This is a genomic window from Rhodoferax sp. PAMC 29310 (assembly GCF_017948265.1).
In the GTDB taxonomy this organism is placed as follows: domain Bacteria; phylum Pseudomonadota; class Gammaproteobacteria; order Burkholderiales; family Burkholderiaceae_C; genus Rhodoferax.
In genome coordinates this window covers 3,082,478-3,101,240 of record NZ_CP072852.1, presented here as the reverse complement: position 1 = coordinate 3,101,240, position 18,763 = coordinate 3,082,478, and the positions used below count along the sequence as shown (strand labels likewise).

Annotated in this window: 21 protein-coding genes; 16 read left to right on the top strand and 5 right to left on the bottom strand. The window is 60.1% G+C overall.

Annotated elements, in window-relative coordinates:
• Positions 1-270: 270 nt before the first annotated feature.
• The 3 genes from J8G15_RS14440 to J8G15_RS14430 all read left to right on the top strand — a co-directional run bounded on the left by J8G15_RS14440 (position 271) and on the right by J8G15_RS14430 (position 2,594).
• On the top strand, positions 271-1,500 hold the full coding sequence (locus tag J8G15_RS14440; protein ID WP_210542885.1) for an IS256 family transposase: 1,230 nt from the start codon (positions 271-273) through the stop codon (positions 1,498-1,500).
• Positions 1,475-2,164 (top strand): hypothetical protein, encoded by a 690-nt coding sequence (locus J8G15_RS14435; RefSeq protein WP_210542884.1) that lies wholly within the window; start codon positions 1,475-1,477, stop codon positions 2,162-2,164. Before J8G15_RS14440 ends, J8G15_RS14435 begins: the two co-directional genes overlap by 26 nt.
• A 139-nt stretch (positions 2,165-2,303) precedes the next feature.
• Positions 2,304-2,594, top strand: coding sequence for a hypothetical protein (locus tag J8G15_RS14430; protein WP_210542883.1), 291 nt, complete (start codon positions 2,304-2,306; stop codon positions 2,592-2,594).
• 39 nt (positions 2,595-2,633) lie between these two features.
• Here J8G15_RS14430 and J8G15_RS21615 read toward each other — a convergent pair whose 3' ends face one another.
• A complete protein-coding gene (locus J8G15_RS21615) occupies positions 2,634-3,008 on the bottom strand; it encodes a PEP-CTERM sorting domain-containing protein (RefSeq protein WP_240538309.1) in 375 nt (124 codons plus the stop codon).
• Positions 3,009-3,576: 568 nt separating this feature from the next.
• Here J8G15_RS21615 and J8G15_RS14420 point away from each other — a divergent pair.
• Together J8G15_RS14420 and J8G15_RS14415 are read left to right on the top strand one after the other, a co-directional pair.
• A complete protein-coding gene (locus tag J8G15_RS14420) occupies positions 3,577-4,317 on the top strand; it encodes a hypothetical protein (protein ID WP_210542882.1) in 741 nt (246 codons plus the stop codon).
• A gap of 92 nt (positions 4,318-4,409) precedes the next feature.
• Positions 4,410-5,228 (top strand): DUF3750 domain-containing protein, encoded by an 819-nt coding sequence (locus J8G15_RS14415; RefSeq protein WP_210542881.1) that lies wholly within the window; start codon positions 4,410-4,412, stop codon positions 5,226-5,228.
• Positions 5,229-5,389: 161 nt separating this feature from the next.
• On the opposite strand, the gene J8G15_RS14410 is transcribed toward J8G15_RS14415, so the two are convergent.
• Complete coding sequence (locus J8G15_RS14410) at positions 5,390-5,803, bottom strand: hypothetical protein (RefSeq protein ID WP_210542879.1); 414 nt, start codon at positions 5,801-5,803, stop codon at positions 5,390-5,392.
• Between the two features lie 167 nt (positions 5,804-5,970).
• Between J8G15_RS14410 and J8G15_RS14405 the strand changes: the two genes are divergently transcribed.
• The 7 genes from J8G15_RS14405 to J8G15_RS14375 all read left to right on the top strand — a co-directional run bounded on the left by J8G15_RS14405 (position 5,971) and on the right by J8G15_RS14375 (position 11,794).
• A complete protein-coding gene (locus J8G15_RS14405; RefSeq protein ID WP_210542877.1) occupies positions 5,971-6,795 on the top strand; it encodes an ABC transporter ATP-binding protein in 825 nt (274 codons plus the stop codon).
• Positions 6,788-7,687, top strand: a complete 900-nt coding sequence (locus J8G15_RS14400; protein WP_240538308.1) for an ABC transporter permease — start codon at positions 6,788-6,790, stop codon at positions 7,685-7,687. The genes J8G15_RS14405 and J8G15_RS14400 overlap by 8 nt, the downstream gene beginning before the upstream one ends.
• Positions 7,684-8,631, top strand: coding sequence for an ABC transporter permease (locus J8G15_RS14395; RefSeq protein WP_210542876.1), 948 nt, complete (start codon positions 7,684-7,686; stop codon positions 8,629-8,631). The genes J8G15_RS14400 and J8G15_RS14395 overlap by 4 nt, the downstream gene beginning before the upstream one ends.
• A 68-nt stretch (positions 8,632-8,699) precedes the next feature.
• The gene (locus tag J8G15_RS14390) at positions 8,700-9,716 is read left to right on the top strand and encodes an ABC transporter substrate-binding protein (protein ID WP_210542875.1); all 1,017 of its coding nucleotides are present in this window, start codon (positions 8,700-8,702) and stop codon (positions 9,714-9,716) included.
• 104 nt (positions 9,717-9,820) lie between these two features.
• A complete protein-coding gene (locus J8G15_RS14385) occupies positions 9,821-10,480 on the top strand; it encodes a TetR/AcrR family transcriptional regulator (protein ID WP_210542874.1) in 660 nt (219 codons plus the stop codon).
• A 112-nt stretch (positions 10,481-10,592) separates the two neighbouring features.
• A complete protein-coding gene (locus tag J8G15_RS14380; RefSeq protein ID WP_210542873.1) occupies positions 10,593-11,369 on the top strand; it encodes a ferredoxin--NADP reductase in 777 nt (258 codons plus the stop codon).
• A gap of 29 nt (positions 11,370-11,398) precedes the next feature.
• Entirely contained in the window at positions 11,399-11,794 is a 396-nt protein-coding gene (locus J8G15_RS14375; protein ID WP_240538307.1) for a thioredoxin family protein, read from the top strand.
• A 25-nt stretch (positions 11,795-11,819) separates the two neighbouring features.
• Here J8G15_RS14375 and J8G15_RS14370 read toward each other — a convergent pair whose 3' ends face one another.
• The 3 genes from J8G15_RS14370 to J8G15_RS14360 all read right to left on the bottom strand — a co-directional run bounded on the left by J8G15_RS14370 (position 11,820) and on the right by J8G15_RS14360 (position 14,741).
• The gene (locus J8G15_RS14370; protein WP_210542872.1) at positions 11,820-12,416 is read right to left on the bottom strand and encodes a hypothetical protein; all 597 of its coding nucleotides are present in this window, start codon (positions 12,414-12,416) and stop codon (positions 11,820-11,822) included.
• Positions 12,417-12,546: 130 nt separating this feature from the next.
• Positions 12,547-13,842 carry an amidohydrolase family protein gene (locus tag J8G15_RS14365; RefSeq protein ID WP_210542871.1) on the bottom strand — a complete coding sequence of 432 codons (1,296 nt, stop codon included), beginning with the start codon at positions 13,840-13,842 and terminating at the stop codon, positions 12,547-12,549.
• Positions 13,843-13,910: 68 nt separating this feature from the next.
• Positions 13,911-14,741: a helix-turn-helix domain-containing protein gene (locus J8G15_RS14360; protein WP_210542870.1), complete on the bottom strand. Its 831-nt coding sequence runs from the start codon at positions 14,739-14,741 to the stop codon at positions 13,911-13,913.
• 102 nt (positions 14,742-14,843) lie between these two features.
• Between J8G15_RS14360 and J8G15_RS14355 the strand changes: the two genes are divergently transcribed.
• The 4 genes from J8G15_RS14355 (at position 14,844) to J8G15_RS14340 (ending at position 18,714) form a co-directional block, all read left to right on the top strand.
• The gene (locus J8G15_RS14355) at positions 14,844-15,791 is read left to right on the top strand and encodes a DMT family transporter (protein ID WP_210542869.1); all 948 of its coding nucleotides are present in this window, start codon (positions 14,844-14,846) and stop codon (positions 15,789-15,791) included.
• A gap of 367 nt (positions 15,792-16,158) precedes the next feature.
• Entirely contained in the window at positions 16,159-16,758 is a 600-nt protein-coding gene (locus J8G15_RS14350; RefSeq protein WP_210542868.1) for a CBS domain-containing protein, read from the top strand.
• Between the two features lie 63 nt (positions 16,759-16,821).
• Positions 16,822-17,505, top strand: a complete 684-nt coding sequence (locus tag J8G15_RS14345) for a dienelactone hydrolase family protein (RefSeq protein WP_210547600.1) — start codon at positions 16,822-16,824, stop codon at positions 17,503-17,505.
• 234 nt (positions 17,506-17,739) lie between these two features.
• On the top strand, positions 17,740-18,714 hold the full coding sequence (locus tag J8G15_RS14340) for an MYG1 family protein (RefSeq protein ID WP_240538306.1): 975 nt from the start codon (positions 17,740-17,742) through the stop codon (positions 18,712-18,714).
• The last annotated feature ends 49 nt before the right edge of the window (positions 18,715-18,763 follow it).

Below are 18,763 nucleotides of genomic sequence, written 5' to 3'. Positions count from 1 at the left end.
CCTATGCTTCATTTGCGATTGACAAGCGCCCGATATGCTTGGCCCGAATGGAGCTTGACGCGCAAGCCATATTGGAGATCCCCCATGCCATGCACACCGACCATGAGGCCTTGGCGGCCAGAAAGACAGGCGACGTCGCATGCCGTTTTGACAGCAGGGTTGCTGCTGCTGACCTTCGCTGCCAACGCAGCCAGCCCCAAGCCGGAGGGTGTAAGAAGTTTTGTGTAAACGGTTATTTGGCAGGAAACTGCTGTCTTGCATGGAGCCGAGATGACCGTAGAGATGAAACCCTTACCCGCCGAGCTGATTGACGCCCTGTTGGCCGACTACAAAAAGCCCGAAGACCTGATTGGCCAGAATGGCCTCTTGACGCAGCTCACCAAAGCCTTGGTCGAGCGAGCTTTGCAAGCCGAATTGACCGGCCACCTGGGTCACGGCAAGAACCAGTTGGTTGCCAATGAAGCGGGCAACACCCGCAACGGGTGCAGCAAGAAAACGCTCAAAGGCGATTTTGGCCAGCTACCCATAGAAATCCCCCGTGACCGCGCCGGCACCTTCGAGCTCCAACTGCTTGGCAAACACCAGACCCGCTGGAGCGGCTTTGACGACAAGATACTGTCGCTGTATGCCCGAGGCATGACGGTACGCGAGATTCAAGGCCATCTGCAGGAGATGTACGGCGCCGAAGTGTCTCCTATCCTGATTTCATCCGTGACCGACGCCGTCATGGACGAGGTCAAAGCCTGGCAGTCGCGCCCCTTGGAGGCGCTGTACCCCATCGTCTACATGGACTGCATTCACGTCAAGGTGCGCGACAACGGTACTGTGCGGGTCAAGGCCCTGTACTTGGCCATTGGCGTCAACCTGGACGGCCTCAAAGAGGTACTGGGCCTGTGGATGGCCCAAACCGAAGGGGCCAAGTTCTGGCTGCAGGTGGTGACTGAACTGAAGAACCGGGGCGTGGCTGACATCTTTATCGCCTGCGTAGATGGGCTCAAAGGTTTCCCTGACGCCATTGAGGCAGTCTTCCCCAAGGCGACGGTGCAGCTTTGCATTGTTCACATGGTGCGTCACAGCCTGAACTTCGTGGGGTGGAAACAGCGCAAGGAAGTCGCCGCGGATTTGCGGCTGATTTACGCTGCGCCCACTGAATCCGAAGCTGAGCGACAACTCACGGCATTCGAGGTCAAATGGGACGATTCCTTCGCTCCGATTGGGCGCTCCTGGCGGCGCAACTGGACACGCTTGATACCGTTCTTTGAATACCCGCCAGACATCCGAAAAGTGATTTACACGACCAACGCCATTGAGTCCGTGAACATGAGCCTGCGCAAAATAACCAAGACCCGCGGCTCGTTCCCAACTGAGGACGCAGTGTTCAAGCTGTTCTATCTGGCACTGAACAACATCAGCCAGAAATGGACGATGCCGATTCGGGATTGGAAGGCTGCTCTGAACCGCTTTACCATTCAGTTTGACGAGCGCATGCCGCGCGTCTAACTTAACCGCCGTTTACACAAAATTCGGGACACCCTCCCAAGCCGCACCGCCTGCGGTTCTCGATGCCAAGGCCCTTCTTCTGGGCGACGGTCGGGTCAGTACCGAAGCAAAGCGCGGCTATGTGTTTGCCTGCGCAACGCAGTTTCGCGGCAGTGGTGCGCGCCATGCGGGCGACTGGATTCAAGGTGATACTTGGGACGCGACGCGCAAGATTTTGGTCCAGGGTGAGGTGTATTGGTCCGACGCCCGCTTCACTATGGACGTCAGTGGCGAGCAGCGTGTGCTGACGGGCAATGCTTTGCCGGTGGGTCAGGCGACGGGGCTTTTCCCGATACAGCGGCAAGATCCGGCTTTTCAAATCGACCGCAATCCCAACGCGATCGTTGCGCAGAGCATTCGATACGTGTTGCCGGTGGCGCCTGCACAGGCTGGTGATGGCGGCCCAGCCTCCAGGGCGACTCAGGTCGGGCAGCCGGCGCAGGCGCGAGAAGGGCGCCCGTCAGGCCAGCCTCGTCCACCGGCTGTTGCACTCGACGCATGCGCCGGACAAACTGACGGTAGCGCTTGCTCATTGAACGGCCCGATGGGGCGCGCGCTCATTGGCCAATGCCGGCAGCGGGGCCGTGGCGCTGCGGTTTTGGCCTGCGTGCCCGCTGGCCGATGATCGCGGCCCGCGCTTGGTCCGGTTTTGGTACCTGTGCATTCATTTCAAGCTGAAGGCGAGAGGCCAGCCCGCCATGGGCCAGTCGAGTTTGCGTGGTGGGCATCGCCTGACGCTTGTCCAACGTGCCCGCCGGCCACCAATGCGGCAATTTTTGCACAGCTACGCCAGCCTGAACGAGCTGGCAGGGTTGGAAAATCCCATCAGCGAAATTCTCTCCAGTTGGATCTGGCAGCGGATACAACCCGGTCTGCCTTGGGTACATTACCGTGTACGAGACTGCCGCTGCGACACCGCCTGCATCCCCAATTCGGTGCTCGAAAAAACGCGCACCGCCTTGCCTCAGTTGTACCGCATCGACCTGTTCGAAACCTACGGCAGCGGCCTGCTGGGTGGGCCGCAGTTGCCGCTTCCAACGGGAAAAGGGCGATAAAAAACCCGCGAAGCGGGTTGTCAGGCTGTCAAGCGTTGATCACTGCTTGACCCGAAGCCGACGCGTCAATCCCAAGCCCGCCAAACCGAGGCCGAGCAGCGCCAACGATCCAGGCTCAGGCACTTGGTTGGCCGAGAACAGCAGCGCACTGCGTGTCATGTCGCCGCCGCCATTGCTGTAAGCGGTTCCAAGGTGTGTCGTAGCGCCTGCGTTGGTGATACCAATGAATTGATTGTGCCCATTGTTGGCAAGTGTGCTGTACTGGAATTCAATGTTGTTGCTGCCCTCATGCAACACCATCTGAGCCAGAATACTTCCACCATCGTAGTACTCGTATCCGCTCCAGTTCAGCACATATTCACGGGATCCTACGTTGCCCAGGGTCTTGGCGGTCACGGTGGTAACCCAGTCCATTCAGCTCAAGGAAATCGTGTCACTGGTGCCGGGTGCCGAGCCGCTGCAGCAGTAGGCGCCAGCGTTTGCGCCGAATCCGATCAAGCCGTTGGTTGAAACTCACGCCGACGAATACGCATTGCCATAGAAACTAAAACTGAATGGCAGCGTCACTGAGCTGTAACTGTCATCACCGCTCACCACGGCATTGCCGCCCGCGACGTTGCGCAGCGAAAAGCCAATAGCGGTCGCCGTTTATCCGAACGGATCCGGATCAGGCACCGGGGTGGCTTGAGCGCTCAGGCCGAGCAACGACAAAGATGCAATGGCCAAAAACTTTGAAAAATTCATCGATCTACTTTCTTGTTGAAACTTATTTGTAACAGAAAGCAATTCTTGTACCATTTAACCTTCACAAGCGAAATCAAAGAGTGAGTAGTTGCACTTTTTTCGGTTGTAAAAAATATCGACATAAATAGCAGTGGTTTTCGTTCTTCAGGTTTCCACTTCGGCAACTTTGTTGGTCATCGTGGATCGAGTAGAGTCCAACGCCCACTCAATGCTCACTCAACCCAAAGCCCACACCACCATGAACCGACTGCAAGCGGAACAGCGTCGCCTCTACCTCGTCCCGAATACCGCCGACGGGGTCGATGCGTTGATCGACGCGCAGGGGCAGGTGCGGGCCATGGTGGTGGACGTGGCGCAACCGGCGGGGTGGGCCGCAGTGGCCGCGTTGTGTCAAGGCATACAGGACGAGCTGGATTTGCCCACACCGGCCATTGCGGTGTCGGGCGGGACGGGTTTCCAGGTGTGGCTCTCGTTGGCAGAGCCAGTGTCGGTCTTGCAAGCGCAGACGTTTTTGGCCGCGCTGTGTCAGCGATTTTTAGGCACCGTTCCCGCGCGCCATGTTCAACGCATGCCCGTGGCGGAGCCGTCTGCCACGCCGCCGGCCCGGCACGCCAGCCTGGTCCCCGCGCTTCAGGGGGCGACTGGGCGCTGGTCTGCTTTCGTGGCGCCCGGTTTGGCCAGCATGTTTGCTGACGAGCCATGGCTGGATGTGCGACCCGGCATCGACGCCCAGGCCCAATTGCTGAGCCGTCTGGAAAGTATTTCGGTGGCGGACTTTGCACGGACAAAGCAGGAGTTGGGGCTGAGCGACACGCCCGCCGCACCGTTGCCGGTGGCAACAACGGGTGGAAATTCGGGGGCTGCAACTGCTCCGACCAACACGGAAATCGACCCCCGGCGCTTCTTGCTGTCGGTGATGAATGACCCGGCGGTGGAGATGCGTTTGCGCATCGAGGCGGCGAAGGCGCTGCTACCTTAGGTGCAGCGCAAGGTCTATGACGCCCGAGCCACGGCGTGCGTCTTGAATTGCGTGCTCGCTGCAAAAATTATCCAGCTCCCGGACAATGGGCCATGCTTAAAACCTCCTTCCCCTTGATTCGCGCCGGTCTGGTGGCCTGTTTGGTGCTGGCAGTGCAAGCCGGATTCGCCCACGACGCTCCGGACGCTGCCACCGGCGCTGCCCCGCGCGGCAGTTGGGCGACTGCCCCTCGCCACTCGGCCGGCATCGCACCCGATCCGGTCCAGTTGGTGGACGTGCCCATCGTGCAGATTTACGCCGCACGAACCTACGGCTGGCGGGCCTACTTTGCGGTTCACCCGTGGATCATTTACAAGCGAAAAGGCGAGACCGCCTACACCCGCTATGACGTGGTCGGCTGGCGCTCCCCGGATGTGGTGCAGCGTAACTACGCCGTGCCTGACGGGCTCTGGTACGGATCGACCCCGGAGCTGCTGGTGGACCACCGGGGCGAGGGGGTGGAGGCCATGATTGACGCCGTCGAGGCGGCCGTAGTCAGCTACCCCTTTGCCCACGAATACCGCAGCTACCCTGGTCCCAACAGCAACACCTTCTTGGCCCATATTGGGCGCGAGGTGCAGGCGCTCAAGTTGGACCTGCCACCCAACGCCATTGGAAAAGACTATCGGCCGTTGTCGAGTCCGGTCGGCGTGTCGTCGTCTGGTTCTGGCGTGCAAATCGGTCTGCTGGGTTTGCTCGGTGTCAGCTTGGGGCTGGAGGAGGGCTTGGAGTTCAATGTGTTGGGCCTGAATTTCGGCATCGATTTCAACCGCCCGGCGCTGCGCCTGCCGTTTTTCGGGCGCGTGGGCTTTACCGATGTGAGTACGCCTCCCACCGTGCCCGCGTCAAACCCCGAACTGGCCAGACGCTGAGAAGCAACGGTGTGTCATGGGAGGACGGTTTCTCGCAGGATTTTCCAACTCCCCGCCGTCCTCTCAAGTTCGAGTTGTTTCAGCACCGCATCGGAATAGAGGTCAGATCGATAGGTCTGACGAAAGCGCACTCGCATCAGGCCGGAGTCCACTTGGTCGATTCATGCATCCTGTAAGGTGAGGACGATGAACTTGGGTCCCGCCAACCGCGATATGCGCTGGGTCGCCCAAGCAGGCCGGTCGCTGGCGCCTGACGGCTGAAATCCGGGCGAATAATGGGACAAATAGGCTAGAACGTTTTGCCCAGACCACGCCTTGCTCCAACGTTCAATCATGTTTTCCACCGCCTTGATGGCGTCACCGGGCTGAGCGCGTTGCGGCTGCGCAGTGACTTTGAGCAACACCGGCTTGTTCTCGCTAACCGCTCCTGTTTGCAAGGCGGCGGGCGTGCGCGGCACATCGGAGACGCCTTGCCGCGCAGACTCGGGCGCGCTGAACACAGCCGGACCCGTGGCGACTGTGGGAGGCCTGTCTGGCTCAACCGCCACTTGCGGCTCGCTGTTCTCAGAGATCACTGCTGTCGCCTCGACGGGTGCGCTGGACGGCACTTCATGAGGGTGTAAACCCTGAGCATGTTGGTGGCACGAAACTCGCTTTGGTCTATAGAATAAATTGACCAATCGGTTAACTTATTCTCGGCGTTGCACTCATGTGGTGCAGCGCGGTCCATTTTGACGTGTCAATGAACAAGCCTGAACTCTCGCCGTCCCCTTTGAACCCTAGCGCTTCGCCCAGAGTGGCGGTGGAAGTGCGCAACGCCAGCGTGATCTACGGCGCGCAGACCAACGCGCCAGTGCATGCGCTGAGCGACATTGACCTCCAGATTCACGAGGGCGAGTTTGTCGCCCTGATTGGCCCCTCAGGCTGTGGCAAGACGACGCTGATGCGCGTGATTGCGGACCTGGAAAAAATCAGTGCCGGTGAGGTGCTGGTCAACGGTGTGTCGCCGCATGAGGCGCGCCAGGCGCGCGCCTACGGTTATGTGTTTCAAGCCCCGGCCCTGTTCCCCTGGCGCACGGTGCTGGCCAACGTCATGCTGCCGCTGCACATTCAGGGGCGCCCTAAAGCCGAGGCGAAAACCATTGCCCTGCAGCATCTGGAGCGGGTTGGTTTGACCGGCTTTGAGAGCAAATACCCCTGGCAGCTCTCAGGCGGCATGCAGCAGCGGGTGTCAATTGCCCGGGCCTTGTCGTTTGAGCCCAAAATTTTGATGATGGACGAGCCCTTTGGCGCGCTGGACGAGATCACCCGCGACCGGCTCAACGAGCAGCTGCAACAGCTCTGGCAGCGCGAGCGCCGCACCGTGGTGTTTGTGACGCACTCCATTTCCGAGGCGGTGTACCTCGCCACCCGTATCGTGGTCATGTCGCCTCGGCCGGGGCGAATCGCCAAAGTGATTGAATCCTCACTGCCGGATGAGCGCCATCTGGGTTTGCGCGACTCCGCCGAATTTGTGGAAATGGCACATGCAGTTCGAGAGGCTTTGGCCGATGGGCACCATGACTGACTCGCCAATGCAACAACGACTGGCCCAGTTCCGCCACCACGGCATTCCCGTGGTCGTGGTGATGGCGGTTGTCTTGGTGGCTTGGTATTTGGGCGCATGGGCGATGAATGCGCCGGGCGCCATCGAGCGCGTCATGCCCGAAGGTGGTGCCTGGGGCTGGCAAGACCTTCTGTCTGCCACGCTCTCAATGGACCGGCCGGTATTGCCCGCGCCGCATCAGGTGGCACAGGACTTCTGGTCCAGTCTGGTGGATTGGCCCCTGAATTCGCCGCGCAATCTCATGTTTCATGTGGCGGTCACCGCCGAGTCCACCTTGTGGGGCTTTGTCATGGGCACCGCACTGGGGCTGGTGTTGTCTGTGTGCATCGTGCATTCCCGCACCCTGGACCGCGCCCTTTTGCCGTGGATTGTGGCGTCGCAAACCGTACCTGTGCTGGCCATTGCGCCCATTGTGTTGGTCATCTTGGGGAGCCTGGGTTTTTCGGGCGTCGCGCCCAAAGCGGTGATCGCCATGTACCTGTGCTTCTTCCCCGTCACTGTGGCCATGGTGCAGGGCTTGCGCTCTCCACAGCGAATTGAAACCGAGATGATGCACACCTACGCGGCGTCGCCCTGGCAAGCCTTGTGGCTGCTGCGCTTGCCAGCGGCCTTGCCCTTTTTGTTTCCCGCGCTTCGTGTCGGCATTGCCGCCGGTTTGGTGGGCGCCATGGTGGCCGAATTGCCCACCGGCGCCCAGGCGGGCCTTGGAGCGCGACTGCTGACCGGCTCCTACTATGGCAACACGATCCAGATCTGGTCGGCGTTGGTGATGTCGGCTCTGCTGGGTTTGACTTTAACCACCGTGGTCGCGGGTGTTGAACGATTGGCTCTGCGCCATCGGAGGCAAGCATGATGCGGTCAAGGTCTTTCACTGCGGGCTTTGCGCTTGCGGGGCTGGTTGGTGCTGCGGTCTTGATGGCCCTGTGCGTCGGCAAAGGCCAAGCGCCGCCTTCAGCTGGGTTCTGGTTGCTCACCGTGGGCTTGGGCGTATGGGCGGTACTGTCAGTTCGCTATGTTGCTGGTCTGGATGGCTCCCGCATGGACGGCACGATGACCGCTGCCTTGTTTGGCCTTTGGATTATTTACTTCTGGCAACTGCTGGTCATGGCTTTTGATGTGCCCCGGGTGCTCTTGCCCCCACCCAGCACCATTGCCCTGTCCATGTTTGAGCACGGCGACCTCCTGTGGGGCGACTTTGTGCAGACCGTGCTCAAGGCAGTGCTCGTGGGCTGGGCGCTGGGCTCTGGCCTGGGTTTTGCCGTGGCCGTGGCCATTGACCGCATGCCTTTTCTGCAGCGAGGCTTGTTGCCGCTGGCCTCGCTCACCAGCACCATTCCTTTGGTGGCGGTCGCGCCCATTGCGGTGATGTGGTTTGGCTTTGAGTGGCCGTCCAAGGCCGCGGTGGTGGTGTTGATGACCTTTTTTCCCATGCTGGTGTCCACGCTGGCGGGCTTGAAGGCTTCCGGCAAGCTGGAGCGGGAGTTGATGTACAGCTACGCCGCCAGCTACACCGGTACCTTGCTGGCGCTGCGCCTGCCCTCGGCCTTGCCCTTTATGTTCAGCGCGCTCAAAATCAACGCCACCCTGGCGCTGATTGGCGCCATCGTGGCGGAGTTTTTTGGCTCACCCACCACCGGGCTTGGTTTTCGTATTTCCACGGAGGCGGCCAAGATGAATATGTCACTGGTCTGGGGCGCGATTGTGGTGTCGGCCATCACCGGTTCGCTCGCCTATGTTTTGCTGGTGAAGCTGGAGCGTCGTGCGGCGTTCTGGCACCCGTCGGTACGTGACGCATGACCTTGTTTCTGTCGTTTGGTCAGTGCGCCTGAACTGACTGTTTCTTTCCCCAACCCTAGGAGCTCTCTATGATTCGTTCTTCGAAGATCACAAACAGCCTGCTGGCCGCGGTGCTGGCGGTATGCGGTGTGACGGCCAGTGGCGTTGCCACCGCCGCCGACAAGGTCACGGTGCAATTGAAATGGCTGCCCCAAGCGCAGTTCGCGGGCTACTACGTGGCGCAGGCCAAGGGTTATTACAAAGACGCAGGGCTGAATGTGATCATCAAACCCGGTGGCCCTGATATCTCGCCCGTTCAAGTGATTGCCGGCAACCAGGCCGATGTGGTGGTGAACTGGATGCCCGATGCGCTGGCCGCACGGGAAGCCGGTGTGCCGCTAGTCAACATTGCCCAGGTGTTCAATCAGTCCGGCTTGATGCTGACCTGCAAAAAATCAAGCGGTGTGACGTCACCCAAAGACTTCAAGGGCAAAACCCTGGGTGTTTGGTACGGTGGCAACGAATACCCCTTCCTGAACTGGATGGCCAAGCTCGGTTACAACACGGAGAAGGACATCAAGATCATGAAGCAGGGGTTCAATGTGGACCCGTTGCTGCAAAATCAGGCCGCTTGTATCTCGACCATGATTTACAACGAGTACTGGCAGGTGGTGGATGCGGGCGTCAAGGAAAGCGATCTGGTGACCTTCTTCTATGAAAAAGAAGGCGTGGCCTCGCTCGAAGATGGCTTGTATGTGATGGAAGACAAGCTCAAGGACCCCGCCTTCGTGGCGCGAATGGGCAAGTTTTTGAAGGCCACCTTCAAAGGCTGGAATGACGCCGTGAAGAACCCGGCTGAAGCGGCCAAGATTGTGGTGGCCAACGACATGTCGGGCAGCGCTACCGAGAAAGTTCAAAAGCGCCAGATGGAGAACGTGGCCAAGTTGATCACCACTGCAGGCACTGCCAAGATGGGCTATCTGGAGCCCGCCGCATATGAGCGAACTGTGAAAGTATTGCTGGCAGCTGGCAGTTCACCCGTGATCAAGAAAGACCCGGGCAAGGCTGCCTACACCCACGTGGTGTGGGACGCTGCGACCAAGTAAGGCGCACTTACCCGCCTCCTTTTCAACCGCAAGGGTGTCGAGGGGCGGGTCAATGTGGGGTGGCCGGAGATCTGCGGCCATGAATCAAGACTATCATTTTGGACATGCCCCCCAAATCCCTGACCCGCTCCGGCGTGACGCCTGATGAGCCCAGCAAGGGCCAGATTCGCCAAGCCAATGAAATCCTGATTCTCACCGCCGCCGAACGCGTATTCGCCGGCGCCGGATTTGGTGGCGCCACCATGGCCGCCATTGCCGAGGCCTCCGGTCTGCCCAAGGCCAATCTGCATTACTACTTCGGCAGCAAGCAAGACCTGTATCGTGCTGTGCTGGCCCGCACCCTTGAAGATTGGTTGTTACCGCTGCACGCCATCACCCCCAAGGCTGATCCCGCCCAGGCCATTGAGCAATACATACGGGCTAAAATGGACCTTTCAGCCAAGCGCCCGCACGCCTCCAAAGTATTTGCCAATGAGTTGTTGCATGGCGCGCCGGTGGTCAAAACCCTGCTGATGACGGAGCTGCGTGACATGGTTAAAGCCAAGGCCGCCGTGATTGACGGCTGGGTCGCCTCAGGGCGAATGGCCCATGTGGACGCAACCCACCTGTTGTTCAGCATCTGGGCGGCGACGCAAACCTACGCTGATTTTGATGTGCAGGTGAGTGCGGTGTTGGGTGTGGAGAGTTTGCAGGAGGCGCATTACGCCCGAGCCACAGACCATGTGGTGGCGTTGATGCTAAGAGGCTGTGGCCTGTCCAGCTAACTTAAACGCATATCCATATGAAAAAACAAACCAAGCGCGTGGCCGGTTTGTCAGTGCTCAGGTGTTACACCTGAAGGTTGTTCCGATTTTTTGAATTTTTACAAAGACAGTCATGAGTGCATTTCTTGAAGAAACCGTTTTAAGCGTCCACCACTGGACCGATCGCCTGTTCAGTTTCACCACCACACGTGACACGACGCTGCGTTTCTCCAACGGGCACTTCACCATGATCGGTCTGCGCCAGGAAAACGGAAAGCCCTTGCTGCGTGCCTACAGCATCGTCAGCGCCAACTACGAAGAGCACCTTGAGTTTTTGAGCATCAAGGTGCAAGACGGCCCGTTGACATCGCGTCTTCAGCATATCAAGGTCGGTGACAAGATTGTGGTGGGCCGTAAGCCCACGGGCACCTTGTTGATTGACTACCTGCTGCCCGGCAAAAACCTGTACCTGCTGGGTACCGGTACCGGCGTGGCGCCGTTCTTGAGCGTGGCGCGTGACCCCGCCACTTACGAACGCTTTGAAAAGGTCGTGCTGGTGCATGGCGTGCGTGAAGTGGCTGAACTGGCCTACCACGACTACCTCTTGCATGACTTGCCCAACCATGAGTTCCTGGGTGAGATGGTGACCGACCAGTTGCTGTACTACCCCACGGTGACTCGTGAGCCCTTCCGCAACCAGGGTCGTATGACCGATTTGCTGGAATCGGGCAAGATTGAAGCCGACCTGGGCCTGTCCAAGCTGGACCCGGCTACCGATCGTGTCATGCTGTGCGGCAGCCCGGCGATGTTGCGTGACCTCAAGCACATGCTGGAAAAGCGTGGTTTCATTGAGGGCAACACCACCAAGCCGGGCGACTTCGTCGTCGAACGCGCCTTCGCTGAGCAGTGATGAACATGGGTGCGTGAGAGCAGCGCGCCATGATGTCTTCAGTGGCCGTTGCGTCTCAATCTGTTCTTGTGGTGTGCCTGTGCGCCGAGTGGTGCGGTGTTTGCCGCGACTATCGCAGTCGTTTTGACGAGGTCAAGGCCCGCTTCCCGGGCGTCGAGTTCCTCTGGATCGATGTGGAAGACGAGGCCGACCTGCTGCACCCATTGGACATTGACAACTTTCCCACGCTGTTGGTGGGGGTGGGCGATGAGCCCCGCTTTCTGGGGCCCTTGACCCCTCAAATAGAGACTCTTGACCGTCTGATTAGGGCCCAAATGCAGGTCGAGGTAATGGTGAAAGCACCTGATGCACTACAGGTAGGTTTGCTGGCTCGAATCCGTCAAGCCAAAGGCTTGTCCCCCTCCGCCACTGGGCCGCTGACCTAACCTGGACACCCTTGACCAGTGGCAATCAGGGCTGGGACAGGGTGGTGTCCGCGTAAGAGGGTGAGGCGTAGTTGGGGTCCAACTGGGGTACCTTGGATCCGCGGTCGCTCACCGACCCGGATTGGCGAGCCTGCTGGCGACGGTCAAAGAAGTCAACGGTGTCCGCAATCTTTGGGGCGGGTGTTTTCTTCTTGCTCCAAGTCTCTGGCGCGGGCATCGTCGGGAAGGGGCATGCACATTCCTTGGAAAACTGCCAACTCACTGAATAGCCAGAGTGGTCCACGGCGGGGTCGTACCGGTCCAGACCGGTCAGGATCAGGTGCTCCATCGCCATGGTGTATTTCAGCAGCGTCCCGCTCCACTTGTTCATGATGATGCGGATATGCAGAGCGCCGCTGGTTTTGGCGCCGGGCAATGTGTGCACCTCACAGCGCAGCCAGTCAGAGGGCAGGCCATGGGCCCGCATGGTGTCCTTCAGAACGGCCCGAACGAGTTCGACCCGAACGTCATTGCTGGAAATCGAACTGCTTGGCTCCTGCGACGGAGCAAGGGTCGACCTTTGCGACACCGGGTGAGACTGCGGCGGAGCGGTGCGCGCGCGATTTTTGAGGAAACCGAACATAGAAGCTTTCTGCTGGTCAACGGTATTGACCCTTGGTATCAAGGGTAGTCCCACTTATTCGGCCTGTCTATCCCCCAATAGGGGCTGTTAGCCGACGTTTCGTGAAATATGACCCGGTATGTGATTTGTCTCAGCCCATGGGCGGTGTCATCCACGACGACTGGGGTGGGCGGCCCGGCAGGTTCAGTTGACTGGTGGCGGGTGGTGTCTGGGCCAGTAGTTGGCCGCGACGGACGACTTTGAGACGGGTGGCGCGCAGGCGCAGCGCTTCCACCGGGTCGCGGGCCTGCAGCATTACAAAGTCTGCATGGCAGCCCACTGCCAGGCCGTAGCCGTCCAGCCCCATCACCTTGGCAGGGTTCACAGTGACTGCGTCAAAACACTGACGCATGGCGGCCTGGCTCGTCATTTGGGCCACATGCAGGCCCATGAGGGCAACTTCCAGCATGTCGCCGCTGCCTAGGCTGTACCAGGGGTCCATTACACAGTCATGCCCAAACGCGACGTTGATCCCTGCGGCCAGCAACTCGGGTACGCGGGTCATGCCCCGGCGCTTGGGGTAGGTGTCGTTGCGACCTTGCAAGGTGATGTTGATGAGCGGGTTGGCCACCACGTGCAACTGCGCCTCTGCCATGAGGGGCAACAGCTTGCTCACGTAGTAATTGTCCATGCTGTGCATGCTGGTCAGATGCGAGCCCGTCACTCGGCCGTGCAGGCCCAAGCGTTGGGTCTCAAAAGCCAGTGTTTCCACATGGCGCGACATCGGGTCGTCGGACTCATCGCAGTGCATGTCCACACGCAGGCCGCGCTCGGCGGCCAGTTCGCACAGCAATTTCACGCTCAGGGCGCCGTCCGCCATGGTGCGCTCAAAGTGCGGAATGCCGCCCACCACGTCAACGCCCATGTCCAGCGCGCGTTTCAGGTTGTCCATGTGTTGCTGTGGCCCGTGTGTGCCGCGCAGCACGCCGTCTTGCGGAAAAGCGACCAACTGCAAGTCCAGGTAGGGTGCGACTTGGCGCTTAACCTCCAGCAACGCTTCCACCGCCAGCAGGCGCGGGTCACACACATCCACATGGGTGCGAATCGCCAGCAAGCCTTTGGCCACAGCCCAGTCGCAATAAGTAAGTGCCCGCTCCATCAGCGCGTCTTGGGTGAGCAGTGGTTTGAGCTCGCCCCACAAGGCAATGCCTTCCAGCAAGGTGCCGCTCTGGTTGACGCGGGGCAGGCCGTAGCTCAACGTGGCGTCCATGTGGAAGTGGGCATCGACGAATGGCGGGCTGATCAGTTGTCCCAGAGCATCCCAAGTTTCATGAGCCTCTGCGTGGAAGCCAGCACTGACTTCAACAAACTTTCCGTCCTGAACTCCGAGCGCCATGTCGGTGCGACCATCGGGCAGAGTGGCGTGGGTGACGAGCAAATCGAGCATAGTGAGACTCCGTTTAGTTCAATGCGCAGCTATCTGATTTATAGCGGCTTGTGCAAATACAGCGGGGGCTATTGCCCATTTTTATCCAAAAATTTCCCGACACCGCCCCGACGGTATTCGTCTGGCGTGGCACTCATCAGGCGTTTGAACATGGCAATAAAGGCCGAAGCGCCGCCGTAGCCCAGATCCAGCGCAATGGTTTCTACGGTTTGGCCAGCTTCCAGAAGCGTCATGGCCTTGATCACGCGCAGGCGTTGGCGCCATTCGTTGAGCGACATGCCCAGGTCGCGCTGGCAGCGGCGCATCAGGGTGCGTTCGGTGGTGTGAATGGTGTGGGCCAACGCGGCCAGGCTGCGGTTGTCGCCGGGGTGGGCCTCCAACTGGCGCAATAGCGCGCTCAGGGCCGGGTCGTCCGAGGTGGGCAGGTAGCTGCCGGCACAAGGGGCCTGGGCCAACAGGTCTACCAGCACCTGCAGCAGGCGGCCCTCTTGTTCGGAGATGGGTGGCGGAGGGCCGGATTGGGGCGCTGGCTGTTGGCGCAGGTGGTCCAGCAGGGCGCGCACCACCGGGCTCACGGTGAGGGCGCAGGGGTTGCGTGGCAAGGCCTGGCAGACGGGGGGCGTGATGTAGACCGAGCAGTGGACCGCCTCAAAACGGTTCAAGCCAATGTGCGTCACCTCCGGCGGCAGCCACACGCCGTACTGGGGCGGGGCGAGGTAATGGCGGTCGGCCAGTTTCACCTCCATGATGCCGCTGAACGAGTACACGAACTCACCCCAGGCATGCCGGTGCTGCGGGTACAGCCCGCCCGCCGGCACATGGGCGCTGCGAAACATGATGGGAAAGGGCAGATCCGGGCTGGACAGCGGCACCTCCAGCTTGGGAGAAAGAATCGGCATGGTTTGTCGCCTTGGGCTTATGACCTGTCAATTATTCGCTATATCACTCAAAGCTGCCAGGTTAATAATCCCTACTCGATCTAATCAGCACAAAGGAAATCCATGGACTCGCGCAAGGCGCTCGACGGGCGGGCGGTTGGCCTCATGCTGGTGCTTTGCGTCATCTGGGGCATGCAGCAAGTGGTGCTCAAGGCCACAGCGGGCGACATCTCACCTGTGATGCAGATTGCCCTGCGCTCGGGCGTGGCAGCCTTGCTGGTGGGGTTGCTGATGCTGGCCCGTGGCGAGCGTATGAGCCGTGCCGACGGCACCTGGCGTCCCGGCGTGGTGGTCGGCCTGCTCTTTGGCCTGGAATTCATGCTGGTGGGTGAAGGGTTGCGCCACACCAGCGCCTCGCACATGGTGGTGTTTCTGTATACCGCGCCCATTTTTGCGGCGCTGGGCCTTCATTGGCGTCTGCCCGCCGAGCGCCTGGGCGCACTGCAATGGGTTGGCATCTTCCTGGCCTTTGCCGGCATTGCAATCGCCTTTTTCGGCCGTACCCAGAGTACAAGCCCGGCTCCCGTGAATATGTTGTGGGGCGACTTCTTGGGGTTACTCGCTGCCATAGCATGGGGAGCCACTACGGTGGTCGTGCGTTCGTCCGCTTTGGCCAGAGCCCCCGCCACGCAGACCCTGTTGTACCAACTGGTTGGCGCCTTTGTGCTCTTGACAGGGATGGCCTGGCTGACTGGCCAAGCGAGCGTCAACTTCACACCGGCGGTCTGGGCCAGTCTGGCGTTTCATACTTTGGTGGTGTCGTTTGCCAGTTTTCTGGTGTGGTTCTGGCTTTTGCGCCAGTATCTGGCCTCACGCTTAGGGGTGTTTACCTTTCTCACACCGCTCTTTGGCATTGTTTTTGGTGCCTGGCTGCTGGCCGAGCGCATCGAACCCAGCTTTCTGGTGGGCGCCGTGCCTGTGATGATTGGCATCGTGCTCGTCAGTGGTCATGGCTGGGTGGCTCAGCAGCTGGGCCGTCTGGGAAAACGCAAAGTCATTGATTCGCTCTGATTTTCGGAGTGGCTTGTTCTTCATTGATGAGGGTCTGGCCCGATCTGCTGAATAAATGAACACAAGAAGCTCGGCCTTGTGACCCGCCTCAAAGTCGCCATCTTGTTCCCGTCGGGCAAAGGCTTGGCATTGGCCGAAGAGTTAAGCTGTCTGGGCGTGACCGGGGCCAACCAGTCCAACGACGGCCTCAAGCGCTTGGCGGATGACCCCCTGGCGCGCTGGCCTGGATCGGCGGCGGGATTACCCGGCCCGTGTCGCGCCTGCCTATGTGAATGGGAGGTAAAGACGACCCGCGCCGGGCTTACGGGGTTTGCTTGCGGACGGATTGGTACTACCATTTGTCTGACTTTACAAACCAAGGCGAAACATGAGCGAGACCACCACCTTCCGTCCTCTGGCGCAAGCCCAGATTTCTTCAAGCGGTTGCTACTTGATGGGGGCGTTCAATCCCCCCCACGTCACCGTTGAGTCCCCTGCGACTGACGCCATGACCGACCTGTCCAAGGTGCCCTCAGCCACCATTTTTGCTGAAGCCACGCTGGATGGTGCCAACCGTTCAATGTTGGCACGGGGTGTGCGTTTGTTGCTGGTAGTCGGTGAGCACAACCGCATTGTTGGCGTAGCCACCTCCGTCGACGTGCTGGGCGAAAAACCGGTGCTGACGGCCCAAAAACGCCGCTGCCAACGAGGCGATTTGCGCATTGCAGACGTCATGGTGCCTGTGGACAAAATGGAAGCGCTGGCCATTAACGACGTCAAGCACGCCGTGGTCGGTGACATTGTGGCCACCCTCAAGGCCGATGGCCGCGCTCATGCCCTGGTCGTTGGCAAAAGCCCGGAGGGTCAGCAAGTGTTGCTGGGCATCTTCTCGGTCTCCCAAATTGCGCGCCAACTCGGCGTGCCGCTGCACACTCATGAAATCGCCCGCACCTTTGCCGAGATCGAGGCCGTGATCGCGGGCATTTAACGAACGCGACACGTGGCGGGCCTTACTGCCACCAATCAACCGGAGACAATGCAAATGGCATCCATGGTTAGTTATCAACGACCTGACGGAAAAACCGTTCTGGGCTATCTCGCCGAGCCTGCGCAGGCCCGTAGCGCACCCGCTGTGGTGGTGATCCAGGAGTGGTGGGGTTTGAATGCACAGATCAAAGGCGTGGCCGACCGCCTGGCCAGCGCCGGCTACCAGGCGCTGGTGCCCGATCTGTACCGCGGCCAATCCACCCTGGAGGCCGAAGAGGCCCACCATTTGATGACCGGGCTGGACTTTGCCGACGCCGCCTCGGAAGACATACGGGGTGCGGTGCAGTTCCTCAAAACCCGCGCGCCCAAGGTCGGCGTCACCGGGTTTTGCATGGGCGGCGCGCTGACGTTGTTGGCGCTCACCCAGTCGCCCGAAATTGATGCCGGCGTGGTCTGGTACGGCTGCCCGCCGCTGGAATACATCGACGCCAGCAAAATCCGCGCGCCCTTGCAAGCGCATTGGGCAACGCAAGCCGAGTTCTTCAAAATTGACACGGTGGACGCGCTGGAGGCCAAACTGAGAGACGCTGGCACGGTCTTCGACTTTCACCGCTACCTCGCCCACCACGCTTTCGCCAATGAGACCGCCGTCGGGCCAGGTCGCATTCCCGCCACGCAATATGACCCGGTGTGGGCCCAGCAGGCCTGGGACCGCACGCTGCGGTTTTTTGGTCATCATCTGGGTTGATGACCTTTGAGGGCTGAATGGCCAGTGGTTGCCGCGGGTGTGCAAAACCCACGGCGCTTGGCCCGCTTGTTGCGGCGTATGGCAATCAGTCGTGGAATGCCTTAACTCGCTATTGATTTGGAAGCGTTTTGTGTAGGACGTACAAGGGGCACGAGTCGATTTGGCTGAAGACTCCTGAGTTGATCACGCGACCCCGTTCATACGCTCGGGATCTCGCCTCCTTAAAATCCCCGCATGACTGACACCACCAAAATTATCAACATCACCACCCACAGTGGCACTTTTCATGCTGACGACGTTTTCGGCGTTGGCGTTTTGATGGGGGTTTTCCCGTCACACACGCTCATCCGCACCCGCAAGCATGAGCTGATCGAGGCCGCTGACTTTGTGGTCGACGTGGGCGGCACCTGGGACGCTGCCACCGGCCGCTTTGATCACCATCAACGCGGCTTTGAGGGCGCCCGTCCAAGTCATGAAGTGGACGGAAAAACCGTTCCCGGCGTGGGCTACGCCAGCGCCGGCTTGGTGTGGTCCGCCTATGGTGACGCTTATGTTCAAGCCTGGGCGGCCAGCCACAGCCAACCCCTGGACGAGGCGGCGGTGGCCAGCGTGGTGCGCTCCATTGACCACTCACTGGTGCAGTACATGGACTTGGTTGACACAGGCCAAGCCGATGTTTCCCCCGGCATCTTCGGTCTCTCTTCCCTCATCGCCCAGCTCAACACCCACTGGCTGGAAGAACAGGGCCTGGACGGTGCCGCCAAAGCGCAGCTGCTGGAAACCCGCTTTCGCGAGGCGATTGCCATCACGCGCAAGTTTCTGGACCACGCCATCAGCAAAAATATTGCCCAGATTCGCGCCATGGACACCGTACGCAACGCGCCCCGTCTGCTGGAAGGCCGCGTCCTGCATCTGGCCGAGGGCGGCATGCCCTGGACCCGTGTGGTGGTCGACGAAATGCCCGAGGTGATGTTCGTGATCTACCCCGACTCGGAGGGCAGCCAGTATCAAATCAAGACCGTGCCGGTTGAGTCAGGCTCCTTCTCCGCCCGCCTGGACCTGCCCGAGAGCTGGTCCGGCCTGCGCGACGGTGAGTTGGCCGCCGTGAACGGCGTGCCAGACAGCGTGTTCTGCCACCTCAACCTCTTCATTGGCGGTGCCCGCAGTTTTGAGGGCGCGGTGAAGATGGCGGAGCTGGCGTTAGCGTAGCTCTTGTTGTTGCTATTAGCTCCTGAATTAGGAGCGAAAAACGCCTGTG